Below are 25,477 nucleotides of genomic sequence, written 5' to 3' on the forward strand. Positions count from 1 at the left end.
AATCTTATTTAAGCCGTTAGGACCCTTTATGCCCAAGAGCGAAGTTACCCCAAATTCTCCAAGTGTAAATAAGAGTGTGGGCGCGAAACCTGCCTCAGTAGAGCTACACATTCCGGTTAAAAATCTCTCTACTGAAACCGCAGCAAAAAGTCGTCTCCCCTCTGGCAATATCCATTTCCGTGAGCAAAAAGGTGATTTTCAGCGCCTGCGAACCATGATGAATAGCCTATTGATCGTAATGTTTTTCGCCCTGCCGTTTATCTCTATTGATGGCCGCCAAGCAATACTGTTAGATATCAGCCAACAACAGTTTTTTTTCTTTGGTATCACGCTCTGGCCACAGGACTTTACCTTGCTGGCATGGATTTTTATCGCTGCCGCCTTCGGTCTGTTTTTCATTACCGTATTTTGGGGCCGTGTTTGGTGCGGTTACCTTTGCCCACAAACGGCGTGGACCTTTATCTATGTGTGGATAGAAACGCGCATCGAAGGCAGCAGTAATAAACGTAAGCAGCTCGATAAAGCCCCTTGGACTAGCAGTAAAATCGGTAAAAGAAGTGCAAAACACCTACTTTGGGGTCTAACAGCTCTGCTCACTGGCTGTGGTTTTATCGGTTATTTTATTCCCGCCCGTGAACTTTATTTGGACATCTTGACGGGTAATGCCAGCTTCTGGGTGACAAGCTGGGTGTGGTTTTTCGCCATTTGTACTTATCTCAATGCAGGCTGGATGCGCGAGCAAATGTGCTTACATTGCTGCCCCTATTCACGTTTCCAAGCTGTGATGTTCGATGCCAACACTAAAACCGTGACCTATGATGCACAGCGCGGTGAAGCCCGTGGCCCTCGCAAACGTAAACAAGAGAACAATCAAGATAACCATACTTTAGGTGACTGTGTTGACTGTAATTTATGTGTCGAAGTGTGCCCAACAGGGATAGATATTCGTAACGGCTTGCAATATGAGTGCATTAACTGTGGCGCCTGTGTCGATGCCTGTAATGAAACTATGTTGAAGTTCGATTACAAGCAGAATCTTATCGGTTATATGAGTGAAAATGATCTTAAGGGAGTGAATTACTCCTATTGGCGCTCGCCGCGTTTCTTAGGCTACGGTGCAGCGGTCATTATCATGTTTATCGTCATAGGGTTAGACTTAAATAGCCGCAGCGAGATCCAGCTTAACGTGATCCGTGATCGTCAAAGCTTGTACCGTGAAACCTCGGATAATAAAGTTGAAAATACCTATCAGCTGAAGATCCGCAACAAGACACAAGATACTAAGCAGTATCAACTCGCCGTCGACAGTGAAATGCCCTTTAGCTTGATTGCCGATCCTATTATTACCTTGGCAGCGGGTGAACAAGTCGACTATCCCGTCACTGTATTAGCCGATAAGGATGCCATCCCCTCGGGGCGCAAAATGATCCAATTCTCGGTGACGGATGTTAAACAACCAACACAACAAGTGAGCCAAGAAACCGGATTCTTCAGTCCTTAGCACTAAGCTTTTAGCGCTTAGTATGAGTCACCGTAACATTGGTCATCATCAAATTAACTACCCAATCGGCGCTTGAGGAATCAACTCAAGCGCCGGTTAAAGGCAGAAATTCATCCCCAAATGACAACCTGATCTTTAACGTCTCATACATCGGAATCAAACCTTAAACACCTACAAAGCTGAAAATTCCCCCGTTAAACGGCGCATATAGACAAAGCAAATTGAGCAGATTCAATCTCAATCCTTAGAAACATAACGGTTACAAATTTTAAATTGTCTTTCCTTCTACTCTTATTTAGGTTTTGTGTTTCATTAGATAACTAAGCTTCTAAGATAACTAAGCTATAGTTAAGCACTCAGCTTTAGAGTAAAAATACTATTTGTTACATAAAGATACCGTTATTGGCATAAAGATGTTTTTCGCGATAAGCATTGACCTCTAGTGCTAACACCCTCTAATCTAAACACCTGTTTAACTCCAAAATAATAACAACTAATAAACATCATCTTTGAGGTAGTTCAGCATGGCATACGATCAAGACTCTCAACTCAAACTAAACTACTCATCACTGGTCGATCTGATCGAGAAAACCAGCCTGCGTTACGGTGATAAACCCGCCTATGCCTGTCTCGGTAAAACCAGCAGTTTTAACGAGATAGAACGCGATTCTCGTTACTTTGCCGCCTATTTACAGAATAAGACCACACTCAAACCGGGCGATCGCATCGCCATTCAATTGCCTAATATCACCCAATTTGTCATCGCGGCCTACGGCGCAATCAGAGCTGGGCTTATCTTAGTTAACACTAATCCCCTATATACCGAGCGTGAGCTCATCCATCAGTTCAATGATTCTGGTGCCAAAGCGATCGTGGTGTTATCCGATCTATTACCGACCTTAGCCAAAGTCATCGACAACACCAAAATAGAATACGTCATTTCAACCCACCCTTTAGATTTGATCGATCCGCACGTACAGCCTAAGACGGGTCTGAAAAATGTGGAGTTTTGCCAAATTTTAAAACAAGGCGCAGAACTCCCCTTTAGCCGATTTATCTCAAATCTCGACGACCTCTCGGCGTTGCAATATACGGGCGGCACCACTGGATTATCTAAAGGTGCCATGTTGACCCACGGCAATATGCTCGCTAATGCGGCGCAGGTAAAATCCCGCATCGCGAGCGTGATCACCGAAGGGGAAGATATCTTCGTTGCACCGCTACCGATTTACCATATTTATGCATTTATGGTGAACTTAGTGCTGTATTTCGAGTGTGGCGGCTGCTCGGTATTAATTCCAAATCCACGGGATATTAGCGGCTTAATTAAGACACTCGCCAAATATCCCTTCACTGGATTTGCAGGACTCAATACTCTGTTTGTCGCCCTATGCCATCAACCCGAGTTTAAAGCACTCAACTTTAGCCATTTAAAAATCACCATCTCGGGCGGCACAGCACTGACGGCCGCGGCGGCCAACATTTGGCAACAGACGACAGGCAACATGATCAGTGAAGGTTATGGGCTATCTGAAACTTCGCCAGTGATTTCACTCAATGCACCTGGTTATCAAAAACTAGGCACTATTGGTAAACCTGTAATTGGCACTGAGGTTAAACTCTTAGATGAAAACGACATTGAAGTGCCCTTAGGTACGGCCGGAGAATTAGCCGCACGCGGCCCACAAGTCATGCGGGGATATTGGAATAATCCGCAGGAAACCGCTAATGCCATGACTCAAGAGGGCTTCTTTAAAACTGGGGATATTGCCATAGCAACAGCAGAAGGTTTCCACCAAATAGTTGATCGTAAAAAAGATATGATCATAGTCTCAGGTTTTAATGTCTATCCCAACGAAGTGGAAAACGTCCTAGCGAGCCACCCTAATGTGATCGAATGCGCCGTGGTGGGAGTAAAAGATGAACACTCGGGCGAAGCGGTTAAAGCCTTTATTGTGCTCAAGGATGATAGCCAAGATCATCAACAGGCAAAAGAGGCCATTCTAACCTTTTGCCGCGAGCAATTAACCGCCTATAAATTGCCAAAAGTGATTGAATTTATGGCGCAATTACCTAAAAGTACCGTCGGCAAAATTCTGCGCCGCGAGCTAAAAGATAAAGCTTAAAAACCGCATTTTAAGGCAAAGATAAGAAACAAAAACACAATAAAAGACCCAGTGAGCTAGACTGAACGTTTCAGCTAGCAACTGGGTTTTATTTTACCTACATGGTCTCATTCAAGGCGCTGGCATTGGCCTCTTCGGTTAACAATTGCAGACTGGCAAATTCACGATATAACGCATTAGATTGCATCAGCTCTTGGTGGCGACCGCTGGCGACAATCTCGCCCTTATCAAACACAAAAATCCTATCGGCATTGATTACTGTCGATAAACGGTGAGCAATAATCAAAGTCGTTTTACCCGCCATCAATACATCCAGCGCTTGCTTCACTTTCTGCTCGCTTACCGCATCTAAAGCGCTGGTCGCTTCATCGAGTAACAATATCGGTCTGTCGGCTAAAATCGCCCGCGCAATGGCAATACGTTGTTTTTGTCCACCAGAAAGCCGTACACCACGCTCGCCTAAATAGGTTTGATAACCTTCAGTAAACTCGCTAATAAACTCGTGGGCACGGGCCGCAATACAGGCATCTATCACTTCTTGCTCGGTGGCATCGACTCGACCATAACGCACGTTTTCAAGTACGCTAGTCGCAAAAATTACCGAGTCCTGCGGCACTAGAGCAAACTGCGACCGCAACTCCTGCGGAAGAAGATTAGCAATATCAATACCTTCCAGTCGAATACTGCCAGCGCTAGGCACGTAAAAGCGTTGCAATAACTGGAACAAGGTACTTTTACCCGCGCCACTTGGCCCGACTAAGGCAACCCGTTCACCCGCGGCAATAGCCATATTGAGCTGTTTTAGCACTAAGACATCATGCTCTGGATAGGCAAAATTGAGTCCTTCAATCATTAACTCCCCACTGACCTTGGCGGGCAAAGTCACAGGATGAGTTGCAACGGGAATATCCACTTGCGTTTCAGCCAGTTCGATTAAACGTTCGGCGGCGCCAGAAGCCCGCTGGATCTCGCCTATCACTTCGCTAATGGTCGCCACTGCGCCCGCAACCATCACAGCGTAAAACATAAAGGCAGATAACTCACCGCCCGTCATCTTACCCGCCATCACATCGTGGGCACCGACCCAAGTCACCATAGCAATTGCGGCGATACTTAAAAACATCACGGTTGAGATCAATAAGGCACGGTAACGGATCCGGCCACTGGCCGCAGACATGACATCTTCGACGCGGCGATTGAACAAGCTACGGTCTTTATCTTCATGCCCATAGGCTTGTACCGTATGAATTTCATGAAGTGTTTCATCAACATAAGCGCCGAGATCAGCAACCCTATCTTGGCTTTCCCGTGCTAACACACGTACTTTGCGACCAAAAAAGATCACCGGCCCTAACACTAAGGGCACCGCCAACAACACCAGCAATGTCATCTTAACGCTAGTGATACCCATCATGACTAAACCACCAAGAACAGTTACGCTAGAGCGCAGCGCCATGGAAAGACTTGAACCCACCACAGTTTGTAGCAAAGTAGAATCGGCGGTAAAACGGGAGATCACTTCGCCGGTGCGTACCTTAGCGTAAAAGGCGGGAGAGAGTTTAAGCAGTTGATTGTAAACCGTTAGACGAATATCGGCGCTGACCCGCTCGCCAAGCCAAGTCATCAAATAGAAGCGGCAAAACACCGCTGTGCCACTGACGGCGGTAATTCCGAGCACTAACAGTATGATTTCATTCAGCCGCTGCGCATTATCCCTTACAAAGCCTTCATCGACCATCAAGCGCACACCTTGGCCCAATGATAACCAAGCGAGCGACCCTATCATCAAGCAGATAATCGCCGCGACAACTTTCAGTTTGTAGGGTTTAAGAAAACCCATAATCCAAGGCAATACCGATCTTTGCTGCGCCGAGGTCAGTTTGGCCTTTGATGTATCAGCGCTTGATGTGGGCGTGACTGGAATTAACTTTTCGGGCAATGGCTCAGCCCCCGCTTTAATGGGTTCAGATGATTTGGCGAGTTCGTGTGTCGGCTCAGTCACGGGTGGCATCCTTGAGGTAGGTAAGGCAATTCAAATATAACATCAGCATGAATGGGATCATCTGCAGCCGTTAACCGCGCAGCATGACTTAAAGCATATAAGTGAGATGCTACCTCTTGCAGTGGAATTCAAGGGCTGTGTGGTTTTACTCAAAAGAAAAGCATAAAACAAACCCGCAGCGAGTGCGGGTTTGTTTTATTGCAATAGCTTGACGCGGCTTAAGCGACTTGCTTGTTTTCCGGCGTTTTTGGCGTGCCGTGGTGGCCATCGCGCTTCCAATCCACATCTAACAACTCTGCGCCGCTCAGGCTAAATGCTTGGCCAAAACCTTTCACGTAAAGACCTTGATGGGGCGCGAGCTTATATAAGTTAAAATCGGTTAACGCCGCAAGGTTATCGGACATTTCGCCAAAACGTGCCGATAACACACCAACACCTTTGCTGAAGGCGGGCGTATCGCGGGGCACTGCCTCGGCAATCGCATCGAAGGTTAAACGCTTGCGGGCAAAAACCGATTTGGCCGCAGTTTCGTCTTCAACTAACATCACAGAGACCTTAGATGAGTGCTTTAAATTATGACCGTGACGGGCTAAGTCACTCACCAAAATATAAAAACCATCATCTGCCAGTGCGAAGGGCGCATAGCTCGCATTCGGCTGGCCATCTGTACCAATGGTGGCTAGTTGTAAGGTCTCGCGCTGCTGTTTAAAGGCTTCGATTTCGGGTAAGAGTTTGTCTCTTAAACGCTGTTCTTGTTCGGTAATTTCAGGCTTCATTTACTGTTTTCCTTAATACTTTTGTTAATGCTGCAATTCAGAGGTGTGATTGCACCGAGGCAAAGGCTGTCGCGAGCGCTTTAAATTGGCGAACTTGCTCAGGAAACAGTGCTCTTTGTTTATCACGGCCTAAATACACTTTGAACACCACCTCACCTTCACTGCCGAAAAAGTTAATCGAATGGCTCTCGCTGCCTCTAAAAGGTCTGCTGATCAAAGCGATACCACTCATGGCATCTAATTTGAGATGACCATGCAAACCGTCCCCCTTGCTGTAGAGGTTGTAATAACCGTGGGCGTATTTTCCCTCGGGGAAATCTCCTTTAAATTCAAATACGCTGCCAGATAACATCACAATAGTGGTTAACTTTCCCCATTTGGGTAAGGCTTGCAGTAATGTATCGAGCTGAGTTAACGGAACAAACACCACTTGTTCGGGCGGCAGCGCTGCAACCACTTCGAGCTCGGCAATGCCTAATTCACTGGCGAGCTGCGCTGGCATTAAATCAGCTTGTTGTTCAAATCGTTGTCGCAATTGCGCCTGTTGCTCACTTAGCTGACGTTGCTCAGAGTTTAAATCTGGCGCGACATTGAGCTCGGTATCGAGTGTCATCTTCATTTTACTGTCTCCAGCGGTAGTGACTATTGAGTGGCTTAGAACATATAGCGCGCCGATAACTTCATATTACGACCCGGTTGATACAAGGTTTGCCACGCTTGTTGATACTTCTCATCACCGATATTTTCGATTGCGAAATCCACTCTCACACCCGCCATCGCGCCCATAGTCGGCTCCCACGCTACATACACATCCCATAGGGTGTAATCGTCGTATTTCGCCACTTTAAAGCCGTCAGGCGTATTCGACTGAGTCGCCACATAAGTGACGCGAGTGCCGAGTTTCATGTCGCCTTCCATAATGCCTTGGGATAAATCGACATTGAACTTATTGGCGGGTATATCTTCTATATCATCGCCCGTTTGACGATCTTCGCCATGGGTTTGGCCGTAATTCATCGCTAAGCGAGTTTGGCCAATACGGTAACGACCGCTAATTTCAAAACCTGTTAAACGTGCATCTTCAACGTTATTCCATGAGGTCGTTTGCTCGAATCCAGGAATGCCACGCCAAGGATTAGACACTTGCTGCACGATAAAATCGTCCACATCGTTACGGAAAACGTTAAACGTTAGCGCCAGTTCATCATCACCCGCTAACTCACTGAAACGTAAGTCCGCTTTGATTTCTTTATTGCGCGCAGTCTCTGCTTTTAGATCCGAATTCACCGCGAAGGTGTTACATAAACCTTGGGGTAAAAATCCGGGGATTGGCGGGATACAATAATGGGTGCCGCTGGAGAACATTTCCTCTACCGTAGGTGCGCGGAAGGCTTGATCGTAACGGGCACTTAAGGTCAACCAAGGCTGAGTCTGCCACACCAAGCCAAGCGATGGTGATAACTCATTGTCATTTGAGGATAAGTTGAGATTATGGCTGTCATTTTTAAAGCTGTCATAACGCAGACCCGCATCAAGATTTAACGTCTTAGTCAACTCAATATCTGCCCGCGTAAAAGCGCCCCATACTGTGGTTTCGCCATCGATATTCTCTGGACGCTGGCCCACTTGGCCCGAATCATCACGCGTCGTTTCTATGGTATCGCGAAAACCATCGACCCCGTAGGTCAACAGAGTATTGCCTAAACGCGAACTGTTATTAAGGTTAATCCCCACAGTGCGGAACTCAGTACTGTCTTGCTGACCTTTCGTAATACGGTCTTCATCGTAGTCGGTACTGTTCCAATACACTTGCATCTTAGTATCCAGATACGGGTTATTAGCAGGATTGAGACTGTAGTTTAGGGTGAGGTTTTGATCGTCAGTCTTGCGGCGCACCAAAGGCACTGAACTACTCACAGCAGCAGAAGGATTGCTCGGTACTAATTCATTGTTTTTGCTAGCTCTTGCAGATAACTCTAACCGTGATGCCTCGTCGGCTTGCCAACCGAATTTAGCTAAACCACTGCTGCCTTGGGATGCACTGTTGTTTAGAGTTTCGTCATTACCGGTTTTTATATTGTTTGAATCGTAATAGGCACCATTGAGTAACCAATCGATGTTGTCTTGTTGACCATAGATTGCGCCACTGGTTTTAGTGCGGGAGCCATTGGTCTCATAACCTTGTTTGAAATAACCACCAAAGGTCTCGTCTGGTGCTAAAAAATCTTGTGCCGACTTAGTATTCTGCGCTACGACGCCACCGAGGGCACCACTGCCCCACAAGCTACTGGCAGGGCCGCGCAGCACTTCGATGGATTTGAGCAACTCTGGGTCCATAAAGTAGGTGCCTCTGTGACCAGAGCTGGTATTTTGTCTTGCGCCGTCAATTGTTTGCAACACACGATCGCCACTTAAACCACGGATTTCAACCCCTTGAGATGAAGCTCTTGGGCCATTGGTCAACGTAATATTCGCCTCATTTTTAAGGGCATTGGCAACTGATGATGCTTGGGCGACCGTAAGTTGCTCTTCATCCACCACTACCACGCTGCGGCTGGTTTCGGAGGCTTTTTCACTGATGCGTGTTGCACTCACCAATACTTCATCAAATTCAGTCGTGACCAGTTTTTTATTCGCATCCTGTTGAACAACGGGCTTAACACTTTCCTCTGCCGCTAACGTAAAACTTAGGCTTAGGGCCGTACCACTCAGTGCTATCGCCATGGCGATCACTAACGGCTTTTTTTTCATCTCTTCATCCTCAAGTGATATTCAGCTGTTTCCGTACAATTTATTACTGAGCCTAGACTCTCTTTCCAGACGCCAATCCTTTCGAGATTTAGTCTGTTACAGATGTTCCATTCCAGATTTGGCTCTTTCGAGATTGAGCCTCTTCCAGATCGAGCCCAAGGCAATCAGTACCCATAAAGTAGGATAAATCGTCGGTTTAGCTGCTTTTTTAAGCGCTCATTCGAGCTATTGCAGGCACTCTACCTGAGATAATAAAATAGATCAAATGCAAATCATTATCATTTGCGATCTTGTTTATATTGAGATATCTTAATTAGGAAAATGGCTTTCATTAGAAAAAGAGGTTGCTGTGACACCAAAACGATATCTTGCCTTTGGCGCGTTAACGGTTGCCATCCAGACGGGTGTTATCGCCTCACAACCCGCTATGACTATGCAGCCAAGCGCCCAATCATCGAGCGTAAACCAAGCATCACTCACTCCCAGCGCGAATACTGTCACCCTTAATTTTTCTACCGCGACTAGCGCTACAAGCAACACGAATGCAGAGCCCATCAAGCAAACAGACGCCAAAGTAGCCACTGTGAACAGTACAGTGCAAAAAAACATTACAGCGCAAAAAGTATCAACAGCAGAATCTGTCGATAAGGCGGTTATCCCGAAAACTAAAGCTGATCAACGAATTGACAGCCAACTCGCCAAAAAATCTTCAGCAACAAAACCCACGGCTAACAATCTTCCGGATACAGCTCCTTTAGCGACGAACGATTTAGAACCAAGTGCTTTAGCACATAAGCGACTTGAACAAGTTGAACAACAAACAGAACCAAAAACAGCACAAATGGATTTAATCGCTAACGCTGCCAAAGTTGATGCAAAAGCGACCCCAAATGTAGCCAGTGCAACAACTGACAGTGCCCAAACTAACATAGTGGAATTAGCCAAACCGCTGTTCGCTGCAGCACCACCGCAACCGACTTATCCAAAGATAGCGCGTAAAAAAGGGCTAGAAGGCACCGCAACCATAGAAGTGATGTTTAACGAACTTGGTGAGCAACTGGCACTGACGTTAGTAAAAAGCTCAGGGTTCAGTCTGTTAGATCAAGCCGCGTTAGATGCAGTTGAAAACTGGCAATTTGCGGCGCCAGCGCAAAGGCTAGCGAGTCATTATAAGGTCAGAGTGCCTATTCGCTTCGCGCTCAACTAACAGGCCCAATGTTGCCACTGAAAAATTAGCTCGTGGGAAGTTAGCTCGTGGAGTATTAGCCACCGCACAACTAGCCTGATTTTTGTTTTACTAACTTACATATAAAACTACTTTTTCAATCGATTGGAGAGGCTTAATGCCCGTAACTGATTTTTCAACCCTACAGACTCAGCTTGGCGTGCTCACTTGGCCCTTGTTGTTATGTGCTTTTTTAGCTTTGATGATCTGCCTTGAACGTAGCGCCTTGTTTTTGCATCAAACTTTGCTGTCAATCTGGCCCAAAAAACAGGCCTGGGTAAAAGCATTGCGTCAATCAAGCTCAGCGGCAACCACTGAAAACGTTAGCGCCCTGCTAGCGCAAACCAGCGCACAGCAAGATTTACTCGCCCGTGGCGCGACCTTGTTACTCAAACAAGTCCACCAGCCAAAAGTGCTAAGGGAAGAATTACTCAGTCTATGGCTCAATAAGCAACAACGCGACTTGCAAGCCGGACTCAAGGTTTTACAAGTGATTGGCATCATTAGTCCACTACTCGGTTTGCTCGGCACAGTATTGGGACTCATCGAAATGTTTGCCCAACTCGGGCAATCACAAGGCCCTGTCACGCCAGCACAACTCAGTGCTGGACTGGGCCTTGCGATGAACACCACAGCAGCCGGACTCATGATCGCCGTGCCCGCCATTACCGCCGCCCATCTTTTTGGGATCTGGACTCAAGGCCAATGCCTGCGCGCTGGGCATGTGCTCAATCAACTCAATCTCTGGTTAGCGGGTATCGAAGATATTTCAATTGATGCCAATCATTACCAAGCATTCACCCGAGTCAGTAAAACCAGCGTCGAGCAAAAATTAGCATCCAAGCCCCATTCTCAAATTGAGCCACAGACATGATAAGTGCAGATAAATCATTCTTATCGCAGGCTGGCATTGCTTCGCCTGAGCAACTTCCGAGCCTAGATTTAACCGCGTTAATCGACATTATTTTTATCGTGCTGGTGTTTTTACTGCTGACGGCAAATAGCCAATTATTGAGTTTGCCGGTAGATGTGCCACAAAGCCCAAGCTCAGCTATCACGGCAATCGACAACAAACAAACAATTGCCATCAATATCATGGCAACAGCGCCTTATTGGGCTATTGATGGCAAAGAGTTTGATGACTTAGCCACTTTTACCACTGAATTTACTGCACATTTTCAGACTATGCCGAAGGCGACGGTTGTCATTGCCGCCGACAAAGCCGCGCCAGTGGAACCTTTGATGCAACTGCTTGCACTGTTACAGACGCAGTCCATCAGTCAGACCCAAATTTTGATGGAGCACTAGCGTATCCGAACCAGCCATTTAAACGAGAAAGCAAAAGTCTGACATCAAAAAACGGCATCTAAGCCTGTGGCGAACAAGTTGTATTAGGAGTTTAACCATGTTGTTTCAAGCAACTAAAATACCAGTAAACAAAGGTTCCATTGCTCAACGTTATCAACATAGACGCACATATAAAGCATTGAAAAAAATTATTTTTTTCACGTCAGCACTTACGACCTTACTATCCTCAAGCGTTTTTAGCGCTGAACTGAGTGCCGAGCCAGAGATAAGACTCGTGAGTGCAGGTACAGGAGTCACAGAGCTCGTGCTCGCCCTCGACGCAGGCAATGAGCTAGTCGCCATCGACTCCACCAGCTATGTGCCTGAAAGTTTGAGCCATGTGGCTAAGCTTGGTTATCACAGAATGCTCTCCGCCGAAGGCATTATTGCCCTCTCCCCAACGCTGGTTGTCGGTTCAGATGTGATGGGACCAGAAACCACACTTAAGGTATTAAAACAGGCGAATATCCAAGTCGTGCAATTACCCGCAACAAATGATGAACCACAACTGATGAACAATGTGGATACCTTAGGTCACTTACTCAATCGCCAAGAACATGCGGTTAAATTAAAACAAGATTTACATCAACAACTGCAAAGCTTAGCGGGTAAAAAACAACAAGTGCGCGATGCGGGCTCTCAGCCAAAAATTCTCTTCATGCTGTTACAAGAAGGCCGCGGTGCACGGGTTGGCGGTAAAGGCACAGCCGCAGATACTATTATCGAGCTGTCTGGAGCACAAAATATCGCCGAGTTTGATGGCTACAAAAGCATGTCTCAAGAAGGGATTCTGTCCTTGCAGCCCGACATTATTTTGCTGTCAAAGCGTAGCGATAAACCCACAGATCAAACTAATGCACAAATTGCTCAAGAACTGTTGAAAGAGATGCCACTACTCGCCCATACCCCAGCAGGTGAAAACGGCCATATTCAAACACTAGCACCGCAAGCCCTTCTCGGTGGTTTAGGCATCAGTGCCATAAGCGCCGCGGATACGCTCGCCAGCACATTGCTCAAGCAAAACCATTCACAAACGCAGCGATGAGTACAGTTAGCACTAATTAACCCCAGATAAAAATAGAAAGGATATTTGAGATGTTCCTCAACCGCTGGCTCTGGCCGAGTCTAGTCACACTGTTAGCCCTAAGCGGCTTACTCTCGGTCAGCACTGGCCCTGTTAGCATCAGCTTTGTCGACGCCCTAAATGCAGTGTTCAATTGGGCTACCCAGCAAAATATCGGCAATATTGCGCCCCACGAGCAACTAGTAATCAACAATGTGCGCTTACCACGGACATTACTGGCGTTAGCAGTAGGCGCTACGCTCGCACAGTGCGGCGCGGTAATGCAGGGGCTTTTTCGCAATCCCTTAGCGGATCCCGGTATTATCGGAGTGTCATCCGGCGCAGCACTTGGCGCAGCCATCTGTATCGTGCTGTTACCCAACGCGAATCCGTTGATGATCCCCATCAGTGCGTTTGCATCGGGATTAGTGACCACCCTTATCGTCTACCGACTCGCCAGCAGCCCAACAGGTACATCGGTCGTATTATTACTTTTGTCGGGTGTTGCCATAGCTGCGCTGGCAGGCGCAGGAATAGGTGTTCTCACATATCTTGCCAACGACATGGCGCTACGTGACTTAACCCTATGGCAAATGGGATCGATTGCAGGTGCGCAGTGGCTATATGTCAGTCTGTGTCTTGTGACCTTAGCGCTACTGAGTTGGCGATTCCACCAAGATGCGGCGGCACTTAATGCCTTGCTGCTTGGCGAATCCGAAGCACGCCACTTAGGGATAGATGTCGATAGGCTCAAACTTAGGCTTATTTTGCTTTGCGCCTTAGGGGTTGGCGTAAGTGTAGCTGCAACAGGAATTATCGGCTTTATCGGCCTCGTCGTGCCGCATTTAGTGCGCATGATGTTAGGCCCAGATCATCGCCAACTGCTGCCCATCAGCGCACTTTTAGGTGCAGCCCTATTGGCATTGGCCGATATCGGCGCGCGCGCTTTTTTACCGCCTGCCGAGTTACCCGTTGGACTCGTCACCGCGCTCATCGGTGCGCCTTTCTTCATCTTTTTACTACTGCAACAGCGCAGTAAGCTAATCTAAGCGAGTTTTTATGGCTGCAACATCCTTTGCAAATCAACCATCACAATCGACAACTTATTCAGCCAAGGCGCAATTTGATCGCACCCAGCTCAGCATTTGTCAGCTCGATGTCAACATCGGTCCAAAAACCGTGCTCAGTGATATTAATGTACAGTTTCAATCGGGTGCAGTAACAGCCCTACTCGGCCCAAATGGTGCGGGTAAATCCACCCTGCTTAAAGCCCTTTGCCAAGAAATCAGCACACCAAGGCAAAGTATACGGCTAGGCCATAGCCAACTGGCGGATTGGCCTAGGAGCGAGCTGGCAAAATCCTTAGCTGTACTGCCGCAACACGCCAGTCTCACCTTTCCCTTCACTGTGTCAGAAGTCGTAGCAATGGGCTTATATCCCTTAACCATCAGTAAGATAGAAGGAGATGCGTTAGTTGCCGAGCAACTGGCGCAAGTGGGCTTAACCCATCTGGCTAAGCGCAGCTATCCAACCCTCTCAGGCGGCGAGAAACAGCGAGTCCAACTCGCCAGAGTCTTAACTCAACTCAGGCAATCGCCGTTTCCACCCGTACTATTACTGGATGAACCAACATCGGCGTTGGATCTTGCCCAGCAGCACAGAGTACTTGAATTAGCCCAAAACTTAGCTCACCAACAAGGCTACACTGTAATAGTGGTACTGCATGACTTAAACCAAGCAGCGCGCTATAGCGATCAATTAATTGTGTTAAAACAAGGGCGAATAGTCAGTGAAGGCAAGCCATCCGATGCACTGTCGGTTGATACCATTAGGGAAGTATGGGACTACGAGCCCGTATATATCCCCGCCCCACAGGGTGGACACCCACTGATTTTTTAATGGAAAGAAGATATTCATCTTACGTTTTTGAGGTCTAATGTGGGTATAATCGCTGCGTTTACACTTTAGCTATCACCTTTTAGCCACAGCCGCATTAATTTAGGCAGAGCCCAGATGAAACCCACTATCTCGACAGAAACTCAACAAGAAGCACTAGTCGCAGCCAAAGCCACCCAAAAGCCGGGCCAAACCAAAGAGCAAACTAAACTCATTGCCCAAGGGATTGAAAAAGGCATAGCTGAATATAAAAAGCTGCAAAAAGCCAAAGCTCGCGAACGGGATAAAGCACGTAAACAACAGTTGAGAGCAAAATCTCGCACAGTTAATGACACTGATGAACTAGAGGATTCAGACGAGTTATTCGAATCTCAACGTCAGTTCACCACCGCGACTTGGATTGCCATAACGCTTTTACTATTAAGTTGGGTAGGGTTTGCCACATATATCTTTGCAGATTAAAAGCTATGATTTATATATAAAAATTAAGACATCCATATATCACTTGTTAGGCAATATCCTCTAATACCTTACACACATCATTAATTGAAAAAATATTACCGTTAAGGCTTGCTCGGTCTTTTGATATATTCAGAACGAGCCTAAATACGTTGTTCGCATCAGGATAACGGGCAAGTTTTAAAATGATGTCATCACCATTTTCTTCTGCAGACCGAAAATCCCAGCCCTTCCCTGATAAATCAAAAAGCACTTCCGCCGTTTCAGTATTGATTAACACTGGCGCATAAACCCAATGCGACATTCGCATCTCACTGGGGTTGATATCCAGTGTTAACTTACCATTTTGAAAAAACAGCTTAGTGTCCATAAACAGTCCCTGAGTAACAAGTGCACAAGCGATAGGCCGATAGCTTGTATATTGAACCCCTTATCCATTTGTTGTCCATACCGCATCACTTCTAAAACGAACCGTTTACGCTCATTGCCATCAGGCAAAACCGTTAAATGCTTAAGCGAAAAAAAGACAAAAAAAAGCCTGCTCAATGAGCAGGCAAAGACATATTTCAAGCGTCCCTTTCGGGGAAGTACATTACCGCGCTAGCGGGAAAAACCAGGCATATTCATGCAAAAACATCAATGTGCTACTTGAGTCTAAACACGCCAAAAAAGGCGATACAAAGGTTGATGGATGATGGAAACTCAAACTTTAAGGAGGGTTAGGCCTTAAAGCTCATGGCGAATAAACCGCCACGCAAAACATCAGTGTTGAACCAAGTGTTCTGCCAATAAAAATGGTTGTTGCCTGTATAAGACATAGTCAATACTCCTAAATTAGTTGTGATTAAGTGCTCTAGTGAAGCTTGGCTCGGTTCCTTGGAACTAGAGATTCTCAAATCCGTTGAGACGACTTGTCACTCGGGTCCTTGGAGAAAAATATCCATCCTGGATAGACTAGAGAGGAAAGGCGTAGTGCCTAATCCACGAAAGCAATTATATGGATTTGTAGTTTTATTACAACCTTTATTTGTATTTTTTTTAATTAACGCTTTTTAATGTAATTAAATTACACAATCATAGTGGGGTTAATGGCGATCTGCTTCACATAAAAACAGAAATAGTCCTGTAAACATCTAATAAGTAAGATATTACAGAATTATTTCTATTTGTTACCACAAATCGTTAGCGATTGATCAGATATTGATACAAGCCCACCAGCGGACTCGCTGTAGGTTTGCCGTAGAGCGGATCACCTTCTGTTGCACTGCCTGCGATATCTAAGTGTATGTAAGCCAATGGAATAGGGGCTGTTACACCATGGTCAAATAGCCCCGACGCTTTCAGTAAAAACGCCGCGGGATATTGATGTCCACGGGCGGTAATCGATGATGGCGCATTATTGGAAGATAATATTTCAGCAGCGCCTGACACATCGCGGATCTTAGCGAAGTCTTCAGGGCGTAATGTAGACACTTCAAAGGGTTCGCCCCATTGAGTCGCCTGCTGTTGTAAAGTGACAGCGCATTGCTGTGAACTCGCCACTGAGTTTTCCACCGCCGCGGGATAGCTGCCATAACAACGCACGACATGACCTGTGAGTGTTGCTACCGAAAACATCTCAGGCTTCACTGCCGACACGGCTTTGATGCGTAAATGGCTCAGTAAATCCGCCAGCACTAAGCGCCCTTCAGCATCCGTATTACCAATTCGTACCCGCACACCCGCATGGCTCGTAATAATTTCATCGGTCACGAAGGCTTCGCTGCCTATGCTGTTACGCACTAAACCTAACTCGGCAATCACTCGAATACCTTTAGGCTTTAGCATTGACAGAGTTTTAAATAAACCCGCCACGGCAGAAGCGCCGCCTTTATCACGACTCATACCCGCCATAGCGCCGCCGACTTTCAGATCGGCGCCGCCGGTATCGTAAATCACGCCCTTACCCGCAAACAGGAAAGTGCGAGTCACTTGACCCTCCGGCAGATACTCTAGTTTCACCACGCGAGGCTGATGACGACCGACGGCAAAAGAAGAACGCGCCACGGCGCTGAGTAGCGGATAATCACGCTCTAAAATATCTCTATCTTCTACCACTGCGGTTTTGATCACGCTGCCCGCTAAGGATTGCAGACAATAATCGGCAAAGGCTTTAGCCGACATGCGCTCAGGTTCAGTACCACACAAATCCCGCGCTAATAGGCGGCCAGCTTCTAAGGCATTGAGCAAATTGCTGTTATGGGTTGATGAAGATAATAACCCTATGGCCTCAAATGCAGGCGTTAAGCCAGTCGCTTCACGCAGCTCTAAGGTTTGCCACAGTTCTTGACCGCAGGCTAATGCTGCGACTTCAGAGGCAAAACTAAAACGTGAGTCCTTCGATGGCACTACATATAACAATGGACGTTTTGCGCCTGCGTCTTTTGCAATGGCAATCGCAGCCCTTGCAGCATTGGCATAGACTCGCACGTCCACATACTCGTCATTCACTTGGGTGACAGGGGCAATGATCAAACGCCCTCCCGCAAGCCCTGGGGCAAACAGTAATGTCGGGCTCTTACCCACGCGCTTATCCACGTGGGCACCGTGCTGAGCCAATAAACCTATCTCATCAAAACCGATAGAATCCAGATCGGGCGTCACCACCACAACCGCATCCCAGCCTTCACCATCAAAAATGGCATTTTCTGCTTTTACATCAACGAAGTTAACTTGAAACATGACCCATCCTTTTTCATTATTGTGCCTGCATTATTCCCGCTCTATCGCTTAATTACCAATCTAAAAGTGGTACCGACACTCCCAGAAAAAATCGAACTGGAAACTTTGGCTGCCAGCTCACCAAAAGCCTGTGACGCTGAGATTATTTGGCTGCACAGAATGTGGTAGAATGGCCGCAAATTTGCCCTATACCCACAAGACCTTATGAGGGACACTCAAGTGACAGCCTTAAGTCAGTTATACCCGCAGCCATTATGGCAATGGTTCGAACAAATTTGCGCGATTCCCCATCCATCTAAGCATGAGCAAGCCTTAAGCCAGCACATTCAAGCGTGGGCTAAAAGCAAACAACTTGCCGTCGTTGAGGATGCCGTTGGCAACTTGATCATCCGTAAACCTGCGACGCCGGGTATGGAAGATCGTAAAATAGTGGTTATTCAAGCTCATATCGATATGGTGCCACAAAAAAATGCCGATAAAGTGCATGATTTTACTAAAGATCCTATCGAAGCTTATGTCGATGGCGATTGGGTTAAAGCCAAGGGTACAACCTTAGGTTCAGATAACGGTATTGGCATGGCATCGGCTTTAGCCATTTTAGGCTCTGATGATATCAAGCACGGTCCATTAGAAGTGCTGCTGACGATAGATGAAGAAGCGGGCATGACAGGCGCCTTCGGTTTACAGGCTGGCATGTTAGACGCTGATATTCTGATCAATACCGACTCAGAGCAAGAAGGTGAAATCTACATGGGCTGCGCCGGTGGCGTTGATGCTCAAATCACCCTGCCTATGGTGTGGCAAGCCTCTGAGCAAAGTTACTCAGCCTTTAGCCTGCACTTATCTGGCTTAAAAGGGGGTCACTCTGGGGTGAACATTCACTTAGGTCGTGGCAATGCCAACAAGCTATTGGCGCGTTTCCTCTTTGAAAACGCAGATGATTTAGCGTTGGAGTTGACCCAATTTAGCGGCGGTTCACTGCGTAATGCGATCCCACGGGAAGCCAACATCAGCTTTATGTTGCCAGAAGAAAACGTCAGCGCCTTAAACGAAAAAGTCGCTGAGTTTGAAGCGCTTATCCGCACCGAACTCGCCATTGCCGATCCCGATATGCGTTTAGTGTTAAACACTATCCCAACGCCAAAACGTGTGATGAGCGAAAACAGCCAAAATACCCTGATCGATTTGCTGCATGTGTGCCCGAACGGCGTGATCCGCATGAGTGATGAAGTCGAAGGTGTGACTGAAACCTCGCTCAACGTTGGCGTTATCAGCACTAACGATGAAGAAGTCACTATCCTGTGCCTTATCCGCTCGCTGATCGATTCTGGCCGTACTCAAGTCGAAGGCATGTTAACTGCGCTGACCAACTTAGCCGGAGCCGATATCGATTTAAGCGGTGCTTACCCAGGCTGGAAGCCAGATAACAGCTCACCTGTAATGGCGATAGTGCGCGAAACCTATCAAGACATTTACCACAAAGAGCCAGTGATCATGGTGATCCATGCGGGTCTCGAGTGTGGCCTATTCAAGAAACCCTATCCAGACATGGACATGGTCTCGATTGGTCCCACCATTCGCTATCCACACGGTCCAGACGAAATGGTAAACATCACCACAGTCGGCCAATATTGGACATTATTATTAGCCGTACTCGAGCGCATTCCAGTCAAGGCTTAATGCTCTAACCTTACCCTAGCTCACTCAATTCAAGGCCACATCTGCTCAAGTCAGATGTGGCCTTATTTTTTACCGCGGATTCTATTTGTGAAAAAATGCCATCGATAAAACTTTTATGAAAGAACTGAATAACTTGAATTTTCTACTATAGTTGTTCTGTCTGACCCTAACGTATTTTTGCTTATCGCGCTTTTAGAGATAACCGCTTTCCCCTTCAATACTGTGACCTTAAGGAATAGAGATCATGAAATTTGGTAAAATCTTGTCAGCCGCCGCACTACTGCTCAGCAGTAACCTCAGTTTCGCCGAAGAAGTCCCCAAAGCCGTTATCGACCTAGCCGATTCACTGATGCCATTAGGCAGAGAAGTGGTACTGGTGAATGCCGTTAAAGCGCAAAATGCCCAAGGCAAAAGCTTAGATTCAATCAAAACATTAGATGAAAAATGGATTGCCACCGCAGGTATTGATGACTTTATGTCATCCCTGATGAACAACGAAGCGGCCAAGTTTCTCACGACCTTCGAAGCCAGCAAACCTTACTACCAAGAAATTTTCCTCATGGATAATCAAGGCGCGAACGTCGCTATGATCAGTAAAACTTCAGATTATTGGCAGGGTGATGAAGATAAATGGCAAAAATCCTTTGCCAATGGCAAAGGTGATAAACACATAGGTCCGGTCAAGTTTGACGAGAGCTCCCAAGCCTATCTAGTACAAATTTCTATTCCAGTGATGGATGGCGATGCTGCAATTGGTGCTATCACGATTGGGATCAACCTAGATCAATTTGGACTCTAATTGCCAGAGAACGCCAGTGATGGGCTGCATCCTCTTACCACAGAGGTTATTGCGGCTCTCACCTTTTCAGTGCATCAATCAAGGAGGGCGTGACTATGGAATGGTATAAAGATCTATCCGTTAATCAGAAACTGACTTATCCGAGTCTGCTACTCGCCGGCGTAGTCATCTTCGCCTCTTCAACTGGCATTTTAGGACTCAAAGCCTTAAATCACAGCGCGAATACACTCGCGCTTGAATACTTACCTAGCCAATCTGAACTCCTACAGGCCGATAAAGAGCTTTATCAAGCTCAAGTGGCCGAGCGCAGCCTGATGTTTGTTAACGTGGGCACAGACTCTTACAACGACCTTTTAAAGCAGCACACTAATAGTATCTCTCTGGTTAAAGAACATATTGATAAATTTGCCGATGTGACCACAAGTCCCATCGCTAAAGATAAGCTCAATGAGTTGAATCACAGTTTCGATACTTGGCGAGCGACAACCACAGAAATCAGTAATCAACGCACCCAAAATGGCCGTAACGGTAGAACGACGGCGATTGATCTTAGTTTCGGTCAAGCAGCAACGCAATTCGAGCAACTACACCAGAACATTAATCATTTAATCAATGATTTAAATAGTAATACTACCGCAGCGATAGCCCAAGTAGATGATGATGCCAATCATGGACAACAGATGCAGTTAATTGCCTTAGCCATCAGTCTCTTGATCTGTATACTCTTTATCGTTGCACTGCCTAAACTCATCAGCAAACCGCTGGCGGTTTTACTCGCAAAAATCCACGACATTACCGATGGTGATGGCGATTTGACCGAACGAGTCCACTTAACCTCTAAAGACGAGCTTGGTGATCTCGCCAAGGCATTCAATCATTTTCTCGATAACTTACACGGTATTATCTCGCAATTTAAACAGTCTACATCAGAGCTCAACACCGCTGCCGAAGGTCTAGCCAAAACCAGCGCATCAGCAAAACATACCTTGATGGATCAACAAGCTGCAACCCACAGAATCGCCGATGCCAGCGATCATATTGCCGCATCAGTGCAAGAAGTATCAGTCAGTGCCAGTCATGCCGCCGATGCCGCTAAACAAGCCGACGTATTTACCGCCGACGGTCAGGCAAGAGTGAAAAAAACCATCAATGTGATTCGTGAACTTGCGGGAGATGTAGGCACGGCAGAAATGCAGATCAATAAACTCGAACAGGAAGGCCAACATATCGGCCGCGTGCTTGAGGTGATTCAAGCCATTGCCGAACAGACGAATCTATTAGCCCTTAACGCCGCAATTGAAGCGGCGCGAGCAGGCGAACAAGGACGCGGGTTTGCAGTGGTTGCCGATGAAGTGCGATCCCTTGCCTCTAAGACTCACCAATCCACCGAAGAAATTAAATTAATGATCGCCAATGTGCAAAATGGCACTCAAAGCGCTGTGGCGGCGATTAATATCGGTAATGAAAAGGCTATCTCAAGCGTAGAAGCCGCCAGTAATGCCGGTGAAGCCTTAGCGCATATTGCAGAAATGGTGAGCCAAATTAGTGAGATGAACAATCAAATCGCCCTCGCAGCCAAAGCGCAAACCACTATGGCCAATGAGAGCCATCAAAATATTCAACACATTGCCGAACAGTCGGAGGAGAGTCTACGAACCACTGATGAAATCTACGCAGCAAGCGTACAACTCTCGTCAATGGCGAGTAATCTCACTGCGCTGGTCAGCCGCTTTAAACTGTAATTTGTTGAGAGTGAAAGCTTTTATATAAGTTACCTTTTGTAAATCAGTGATGTTTGAAAGGTCCCCTCAAACGAATAAGGGAGCATAAACCTGTCGCAGTGATTATCTGAATTCAGGTGCTCCCTTATATTTAAACAGCAAAGCTAGCACCGATTAGCAGCGCTTAACCACTAAGCCTCTTGCCGCGCGTAAGTTGACTAACATAGGTAACATCAACGCAAGGATCACTATCAGCATCCCTACCAATTGAATTTCCGTCACCGCCTGCCCCATGGCTAACGCCGTTAATGCTGCAAAAACGGGCACGAGATTAAAAAAAATCGATGCCTTAGCGGGGCCAAGCGCCTTAACACCGTTAATCCAAAACAGATAACCGAGCACAGTGGCGAACAAACCTATGTAGAGCACGCTAGAAAAAGCCGTTGCCGACAGTTCCATCAACTCCAGCCAAGGGTGAAACTCACCTCGGCCAAGCCCAACCACGGACATAGACACACTGGCAGCTATCATACTCAGCAAGGTAAAGGGCAACACAGGCAACCAATGGCCGACCCGTTGCGAACAAATGGTATAACCACTCCACGCCAACATGCCGGCGGCAATCATCACATCACCTTGGTTAAAACTAAAGTTGAGCAACTGCTGCACACTACCGTTGGTGATCACTAGCAGTACGCCCGCCAATCCACCCACTAAGCTAAACACTTGTTGTCTGCTGAGCCATTCACGCTGTAATAGCGCATTGACGATTGAAGTCACCAGCGGGCTGAGCGCCATAATCAAGGCACCATTGGCAGCAGAGGTATGCTGCAGGCCATTAAATAACGCCAGATTTAAGCCGCCCACACCAATCACACCCACTAACGCTATGACAATATATTGCACCAAACTCAATTTGGGCCAAGCCTGACGAGTAAAAACGATATATAACGCTAGAGTCACAGCCGCAATGGTAAAACGCCAGAAGACGAGGGACTCTCCTGACATCTCCTCCAGCACTCGCTTAGCAATCGGAAACACACTGCCCCAGCTAAAAACGCAAATCAGTAGACAAACGAATGTCATGTAAGGTGTATGGGATTTCATATCGGCCTCTAGGGAGGTAATTGGGATTGAGCTTAGTTTATAAGTTTCATATATTATTAAAACCAACAAGATTGAGAGCTTAAATTCCAAATATGAAACTTAATTATTCCTTAGACGATATGCGCTTATTTTGGGTGGTGGCACAGCAAGGGAGTTTTAAGCTCGCGGCGCAGCACTTAGGCATTCCACCTTCAACCTTAAGCCGTCGAATCAATCTGTTAGAACAATCCTTAGGTCTGCGTTTACTGCACAGAGACGCCCATAGAGTCAACCTTACCGCCACAGGTCAGCGGTATCTCGAACGCTGCGGCCCGCTATTTATCGAGTTAAACCAGGTATCTGGTGAGTTGCATGCGGATAAACATCAAGCGGTTGGCAAATTGCGGATCTCGGCGCCCATCAATACAACCTATCGCTGGCTAGGTGAATCACTCAACGCCTTCCAACGGCATTATCCCAATATTGATATCGATTTAAGTCTGTCGAACATGAATATCGATGTCAGTGAAAACGCCATCGATATCGCCTTTCGAGTGGGCGAACCTAAAGATCCCGATTGGATTGCAAGGCCACTTACCACGATTAGCTTTGTACTTTGCACCAGCACATCGGCAACGCAGTGGCATGCGCTGCAATCCATTGAAGAGCTGGATCAGCATCCGGTTATCATCGCCAAGCCCACAAAAACGTGGCGTTTACAGCACAATAGCACAGGGCAAAATGTCGAGTTTGAACCAAGGGGGAATATCAAACTAGCCGTCGATGATATGGCGATTGCCTGTCAGGCCGTGGTGGCGGGGCTTGGGATTGGACTCATACCCATCAGCATGGCGAGTGAACAGATACGAAGTGGCAAACTCATTCAAATACTGCCCGAGTGGCAAGGTATTCCGCGCACCGCCTACTTGATGTATCGCGATCGGGACAACCTGCCCTTACGGGTCAGACTGTTAATTGATTTTATGTTGGCGAATCCACCCGAGGCTTATTGAGCCAATGCAGGCATGAGTCTGCGGCTTATCGACTCAATAAACGGCTAGAGTGCTAAATCCAGCTGAGTCTGGCCGTTTAAGCTTGTGGCGACGACAAGAGTAGAATCAGTAAGGCCAACTGAAATCCCCAATAGACGAATGCCGCGGCCTTCTTGCCTTTCCATAGCCTGTGCGAGTAGCTCATAGAACATTACAATCGAGACTTCATCGCTGCGGTGCTCAATTGTAGTCTGCTTGAAATCGTTAAACTTAAGTTTGACCACCTGTTTATGTATTTTGCGTTCCTTAGCACTGCGACTTAAACGCAACGACAGTTCTTGGATCAAACTCGGCATCACCTGCTGGCACTGCTCTAAGCTATAAATATCCTTTGCTAATGTGGTTTCAACCCCCACTGATTTGCGCTCTCTGTCGGCAGAAATCCCCCGTTCATCTATGCCTTGGGAACGCTCAATCAACACACCACCAAACTTACCGAATCGCGCTAAGAGCTCAGGTTTAGAATAAGCTTGCACATCACCACAGGTATTGAGCCCGAGCAAAGAGAGCTTTTCTGCGGTGACTTTACCAACACCGGGAATTTTACGCAGCGATAAGGTCTTAACAAACTCAGAAAGCGTCTCTGGCGTAATGACATATTGGCCGTTTGGCTTGTTCAGATCCGAGGCGACCTTAGCTAAAAATTTTACTGGTGCGATACCAGCCGATGCGGTTAAACCCGTTTCGGCTAAGATATCGCGACGAATCGCTTGGGCAATCAAGGTCGCAGAGCCCTTATATTGTTGGCACTCACTCACATCCAAATAAGCTTCATCTAAGGAAAGCGGCTCAATTAATTGGGTATAGCGAGAAAATATTTCACGAATTTGTAGCGACACTTCTTTGTAAACCTGCATCCGGCCTGGTACTAAAATCAGCTCAGGGCACAACTTAAAGGCATAAGCCGTTGCCATTGCTGAACGTACACCGAATTTACGTGCCTCGTAACTGCAAGTACTGATAACACCGCGACGGTCGCTACTGCCACCCACGGCTAAAGGCTTGCCACGGTACTCAGGAAAGTCGCGCATTTCCACTGCAGCAAAATAGCAGTCCATATCGATATGAATAATTTTTCGCACGTTGAATTCCTCCAACGCCAAAATACTGTATATAAAAACAGTAATCAAGTATTCCTGATAGATTTGGGGCCAATAAGATGTGGCCTAGCGCTGAAAAAGAGAACAAGACAAGTGTGAGGAACAACAGACATGCTTAATAACTGAGTTTCCTAGGCCATTACACTCAGTGGCCTAGGTATTTACTCAACCT

General features: G+C 46.8%; 21 protein-coding genes. 13 read left to right on the forward strand and 8 right to left on the reverse strand.

Translation table 11 applies throughout. The features are described from left to right. Positions 1 to 28: 28 nt before the first annotated feature. Positions 29 to 1,501: a cytochrome c oxidase accessory protein CcoG gene (gene ccoG, locus L5M18_RS02240; RefSeq protein ID WP_263195843.1), complete on the forward strand. Its 1,473-nt coding sequence runs from the start codon at positions 29 to 31 to the stop codon at positions 1,499 to 1,501. A 524-nt stretch (positions 1,502 to 2,025) separates the two neighbouring features. Further along, positions 2,026 to 3,627 (forward strand): AMP-binding protein, encoded by a 1,602-nt coding sequence (locus L5M18_RS02245; RefSeq protein WP_263195845.1) that lies wholly within the window; start codon positions 2,026 to 2,028, stop codon positions 3,625 to 3,627. Between the two features lie 97 nt (positions 3,628 to 3,724). On the opposite strand, the gene L5M18_RS02250 is transcribed toward L5M18_RS02245, so the two are convergent. The 4 genes from L5M18_RS02250 to L5M18_RS02265 all read right to left on the reverse strand — a co-directional run bounded on the left by L5M18_RS02250 (position 3,725) and on the right by L5M18_RS02265 (position 9,156). Next, positions 3,725 to 5,629, reverse strand: a complete 1,905-nt coding sequence (locus L5M18_RS02250) for an ABC transporter transmembrane domain-containing protein (protein WP_263195846.1) — start codon at positions 5,627 to 5,629, stop codon at positions 3,725 to 3,727. 218 nt (positions 5,630 to 5,847) lie between these two features. Beyond that, positions 5,848 to 6,405: a heme utilization protein HutZ gene (gene hutZ, locus L5M18_RS02255; protein ID WP_028761546.1), complete on the reverse strand. Its 558-nt coding sequence runs from the start codon at positions 6,403 to 6,405 to the stop codon at positions 5,848 to 5,850. A 37-nt stretch (positions 6,406 to 6,442) separates the two neighbouring features. Further along, entirely contained in the window at positions 6,443 to 7,024 is a 582-nt protein-coding gene (gene hutX / locus L5M18_RS02260; protein WP_375539963.1) for a heme utilization cystosolic carrier protein HutX, read from the reverse strand. 35 nt (positions 7,025 to 7,059) lie between these two features. After that, positions 7,060 to 9,156 (reverse strand): TonB-dependent hemoglobin/transferrin/lactoferrin family receptor, encoded by a 2,097-nt coding sequence (locus L5M18_RS02265; RefSeq protein ID WP_263195847.1) that lies wholly within the window; start codon positions 9,154 to 9,156, stop codon positions 7,060 to 7,062. A 349-nt stretch (positions 9,157 to 9,505) separates the two neighbouring features. Between L5M18_RS02265 and L5M18_RS02270 the strand changes: the two genes are divergently transcribed. The 7 genes from L5M18_RS02270 (at position 9,506) to L5M18_RS02300 (ending at position 15,149) form a co-directional block, all read left to right on the forward strand. Further along, positions 9,506 to 10,363 (forward strand): energy transducer TonB, encoded by an 858-nt coding sequence (locus L5M18_RS02270; RefSeq protein ID WP_263195848.1) that lies wholly within the window; start codon positions 9,506 to 9,508, stop codon positions 10,361 to 10,363. Positions 10,364 to 10,499: 136 nt separating this feature from the next. Further along, positions 10,500 to 11,255 (forward strand): MotA/TolQ/ExbB proton channel family protein, encoded by a 756-nt coding sequence (locus L5M18_RS02275; RefSeq protein WP_263195849.1) that lies wholly within the window; start codon positions 10,500 to 10,502, stop codon positions 11,253 to 11,255. Further along, positions 11,252 to 11,689: an ExbD/TolR family protein gene (locus tag L5M18_RS02280; RefSeq protein ID WP_168824988.1), complete on the forward strand. Its 438-nt coding sequence runs from the start codon at positions 11,252 to 11,254 to the stop codon at positions 11,687 to 11,689. Before L5M18_RS02275 ends, L5M18_RS02280 begins: the two co-directional genes overlap by 4 nt. Before the next feature lie 97 nt (positions 11,690 to 11,786). After that, the gene (locus L5M18_RS02285; RefSeq protein ID WP_263195850.1) at positions 11,787 to 12,773 is read left to right on the forward strand and encodes a hemin ABC transporter substrate-binding protein; all 987 of its coding nucleotides are present in this window, start codon (positions 11,787 to 11,789) and stop codon (positions 12,771 to 12,773) included. 50 nt (positions 12,774 to 12,823) lie between these two features. Next, positions 12,824 to 13,840, forward strand: coding sequence for a FecCD family ABC transporter permease (locus tag L5M18_RS02290; RefSeq protein WP_028761552.1), 1,017 nt, complete (start codon positions 12,824 to 12,826; stop codon positions 13,838 to 13,840). A 10-nt stretch (positions 13,841 to 13,850) separates the two neighbouring features. Then, positions 13,851 to 14,690, forward strand: coding sequence for a heme ABC transporter ATP-binding protein (locus L5M18_RS02295; protein WP_263141638.1), 840 nt, complete (start codon positions 13,851 to 13,853; stop codon positions 14,688 to 14,690). Between the two features lie 114 nt (positions 14,691 to 14,804). Beyond that, on the forward strand, positions 14,805 to 15,149 hold the full coding sequence (locus L5M18_RS02300; RefSeq protein WP_113939881.1) for a DUF2956 domain-containing protein: 345 nt from the start codon (positions 14,805 to 14,807) through the stop codon (positions 15,147 to 15,149). A gap of 46 nt (positions 15,150 to 15,195) precedes the next feature. Here the strand turns inward: L5M18_RS02300 and L5M18_RS02305 are convergent, their stop codons facing one another. Both L5M18_RS02305 and L5M18_RS02310 read right to left on the reverse strand, forming a co-directional pair. Continuing rightward, positions 15,196 to 15,516: a hypothetical protein gene (locus L5M18_RS02305; RefSeq protein WP_105252983.1), complete on the reverse strand. Its 321-nt coding sequence runs from the start codon at positions 15,514 to 15,516 to the stop codon at positions 15,196 to 15,198. Between the two features lie 812 nt (positions 15,517 to 16,328). Next, entirely contained in the window at positions 16,329 to 17,867 is a 1,539-nt protein-coding gene (locus tag L5M18_RS02310; protein WP_219250306.1) for a leucyl aminopeptidase family protein, read from the reverse strand. Positions 17,868 to 18,086: 219 nt separating this feature from the next. On the opposite strand from L5M18_RS02310, the gene L5M18_RS02315 reads away from it, so the two are divergent. The 3 genes from L5M18_RS02315 to L5M18_RS02325 all read left to right on the forward strand — a co-directional run bounded on the left by L5M18_RS02315 (position 18,087) and on the right by L5M18_RS02325 (position 22,088). Next, positions 18,087 to 19,547: an aminoacyl-histidine dipeptidase gene (locus L5M18_RS02315; RefSeq protein WP_028761557.1), complete on the forward strand. Its 1,461-nt coding sequence runs from the start codon at positions 18,087 to 18,089 to the stop codon at positions 19,545 to 19,547. A gap of 244 nt (positions 19,548 to 19,791) precedes the next feature. Continuing rightward, positions 19,792 to 20,346, forward strand: coding sequence for a cache domain-containing protein (locus L5M18_RS02320; protein WP_028761558.1), 555 nt, complete (start codon positions 19,792 to 19,794; stop codon positions 20,344 to 20,346). 95 nt (positions 20,347 to 20,441) lie between these two features. After that, positions 20,442 to 22,088: a methyl-accepting chemotaxis protein gene (locus tag L5M18_RS02325; protein ID WP_198572971.1), complete on the forward strand. Its 1,647-nt coding sequence runs from the start codon at positions 20,442 to 20,444 to the stop codon at positions 22,086 to 22,088. 153 nt (positions 22,089 to 22,241) lie between these two features. On the opposite strand, the gene L5M18_RS02330 is transcribed toward L5M18_RS02325, so the two are convergent. Continuing rightward, a complete protein-coding gene (locus L5M18_RS02330) occupies positions 22,242 to 23,174 on the reverse strand; it encodes a DMT family transporter (protein ID WP_212600395.1) in 933 nt (310 codons plus the stop codon). 92 nt (positions 23,175 to 23,266) lie between these two features. Here L5M18_RS02330 and L5M18_RS02335 point away from each other — a divergent pair, with 92 nt between their 5' ends. Next, on the forward strand, positions 23,267 to 24,166 hold the full coding sequence (locus L5M18_RS02335) for a LysR family transcriptional regulator (RefSeq protein ID WP_028761561.1): 900 nt from the start codon (positions 23,267 to 23,269) through the stop codon (positions 24,164 to 24,166). Between the two features lie 44 nt (positions 24,167 to 24,210). Here the strand turns inward: L5M18_RS02335 and dinB are convergent, their stop codons facing one another. Further along, positions 24,211 to 25,287: a DNA polymerase IV gene (gene dinB / locus L5M18_RS02340; protein ID WP_173246435.1), complete on the reverse strand. Its 1,077-nt coding sequence runs from the start codon at positions 25,285 to 25,287 to the stop codon at positions 24,211 to 24,213. Positions 25,288 to 25,477: the final 190 nt, after the last annotated feature.

It is taken from the genome of Shewanella sp. SM20 (genome assembly GCF_025654545.1).
GTDB classification, from domain to species: Bacteria; Pseudomonadota; Gammaproteobacteria; order Enterobacterales; family Shewanellaceae; genus Shewanella; species Shewanella oncorhynchi.

What these genes read in the sequence shown, in the direction of transcription:
- ccoG (WP_263195843.1), top strand. Translation starts at nt 29, where the DNA reads ATGCCCAAGAGCGAAGTTACCCCAAATTCTCCAAGTGTAAATAAGAGT.
- L5M18_RS02245 (WP_263195845.1), top strand. Translation starts at nt 2,026, where the DNA reads ATGGCATACGATCAAGACTCTCAACTCAAACTAAACTACTCATCACTG.
- hutZ (WP_028761546.1), bottom strand. Translation starts at nt 6,405, where the DNA reads ATGAAGCCTGAAATTACCGAACAAGAACAGCGTTTAAGAGACAAACTC.
- hutX (WP_375539963.1), bottom strand. Translation starts at nt 7,024, where the DNA reads ATGAAGATGACACTCGATACCGAGCTCAATGTCGCGCCAGATTTAAAC.
- L5M18_RS02265 (WP_263195847.1), bottom strand. Translation starts at nt 9,156, where the DNA reads ATGAAAAAAAAGCCGTTAGTGATCGCCATGGCGATAGCACTGAGTGGT.
- L5M18_RS02275 (WP_263195849.1), top strand. Translation starts at nt 10,500, where the DNA reads ATGCCCGTAACTGATTTTTCAACCCTACAGACTCAGCTTGGCGTGCTC.
- L5M18_RS02280 (WP_168824988.1), top strand. Translation starts at nt 11,252, where the DNA reads ATGATAAGTGCAGATAAATCATTCTTATCGCAGGCTGGCATTGCTTCG.
- L5M18_RS02285 (WP_263195850.1), top strand. Translation starts at nt 11,787, where the DNA reads ATGTTGTTTCAAGCAACTAAAATACCAGTAAACAAAGGTTCCATTGCT.
- L5M18_RS02290 (WP_028761552.1), top strand. Translation starts at nt 12,824, where the DNA reads ATGTTCCTCAACCGCTGGCTCTGGCCGAGTCTAGTCACACTGTTAGCC.
- L5M18_RS02295 (WP_263141638.1), top strand. Translation starts at nt 13,851, where the DNA reads ATGGCTGCAACATCCTTTGCAAATCAACCATCACAATCGACAACTTAT.
- L5M18_RS02300 (WP_113939881.1), top strand. Translation starts at nt 14,805, where the DNA reads ATGAAACCCACTATCTCGACAGAAACTCAACAAGAAGCACTAGTCGCA.
- L5M18_RS02305 (WP_105252983.1), bottom strand. Translation starts at nt 15,516, where the DNA reads ATGGACACTAAGCTGTTTTTTCAAAATGGTAAGTTAACACTGGATATC.
- L5M18_RS02310 (WP_219250306.1), bottom strand. Translation starts at nt 17,867, where the DNA reads ATGTTTCAAGTTAACTTCGTTGATGTAAAAGCAGAAAATGCCATTTTT.
- L5M18_RS02320 (WP_028761558.1), top strand. Translation starts at nt 19,792, where the DNA reads ATGAAATTTGGTAAAATCTTGTCAGCCGCCGCACTACTGCTCAGCAGT.
- L5M18_RS02325 (WP_198572971.1), top strand. Translation starts at nt 20,442, where the DNA reads ATGGAATGGTATAAAGATCTATCCGTTAATCAGAAACTGACTTATCCG.
- L5M18_RS02330 (WP_212600395.1), bottom strand. Translation starts at nt 23,174, where the DNA reads ATGAAATCCCATACACCTTACATGACATTCGTTTGTCTACTGATTTGC.
- L5M18_RS02335 (WP_028761561.1), top strand. Translation starts at nt 23,267, where the DNA reads ATGAAACTTAATTATTCCTTAGACGATATGCGCTTATTTTGGGTGGTG.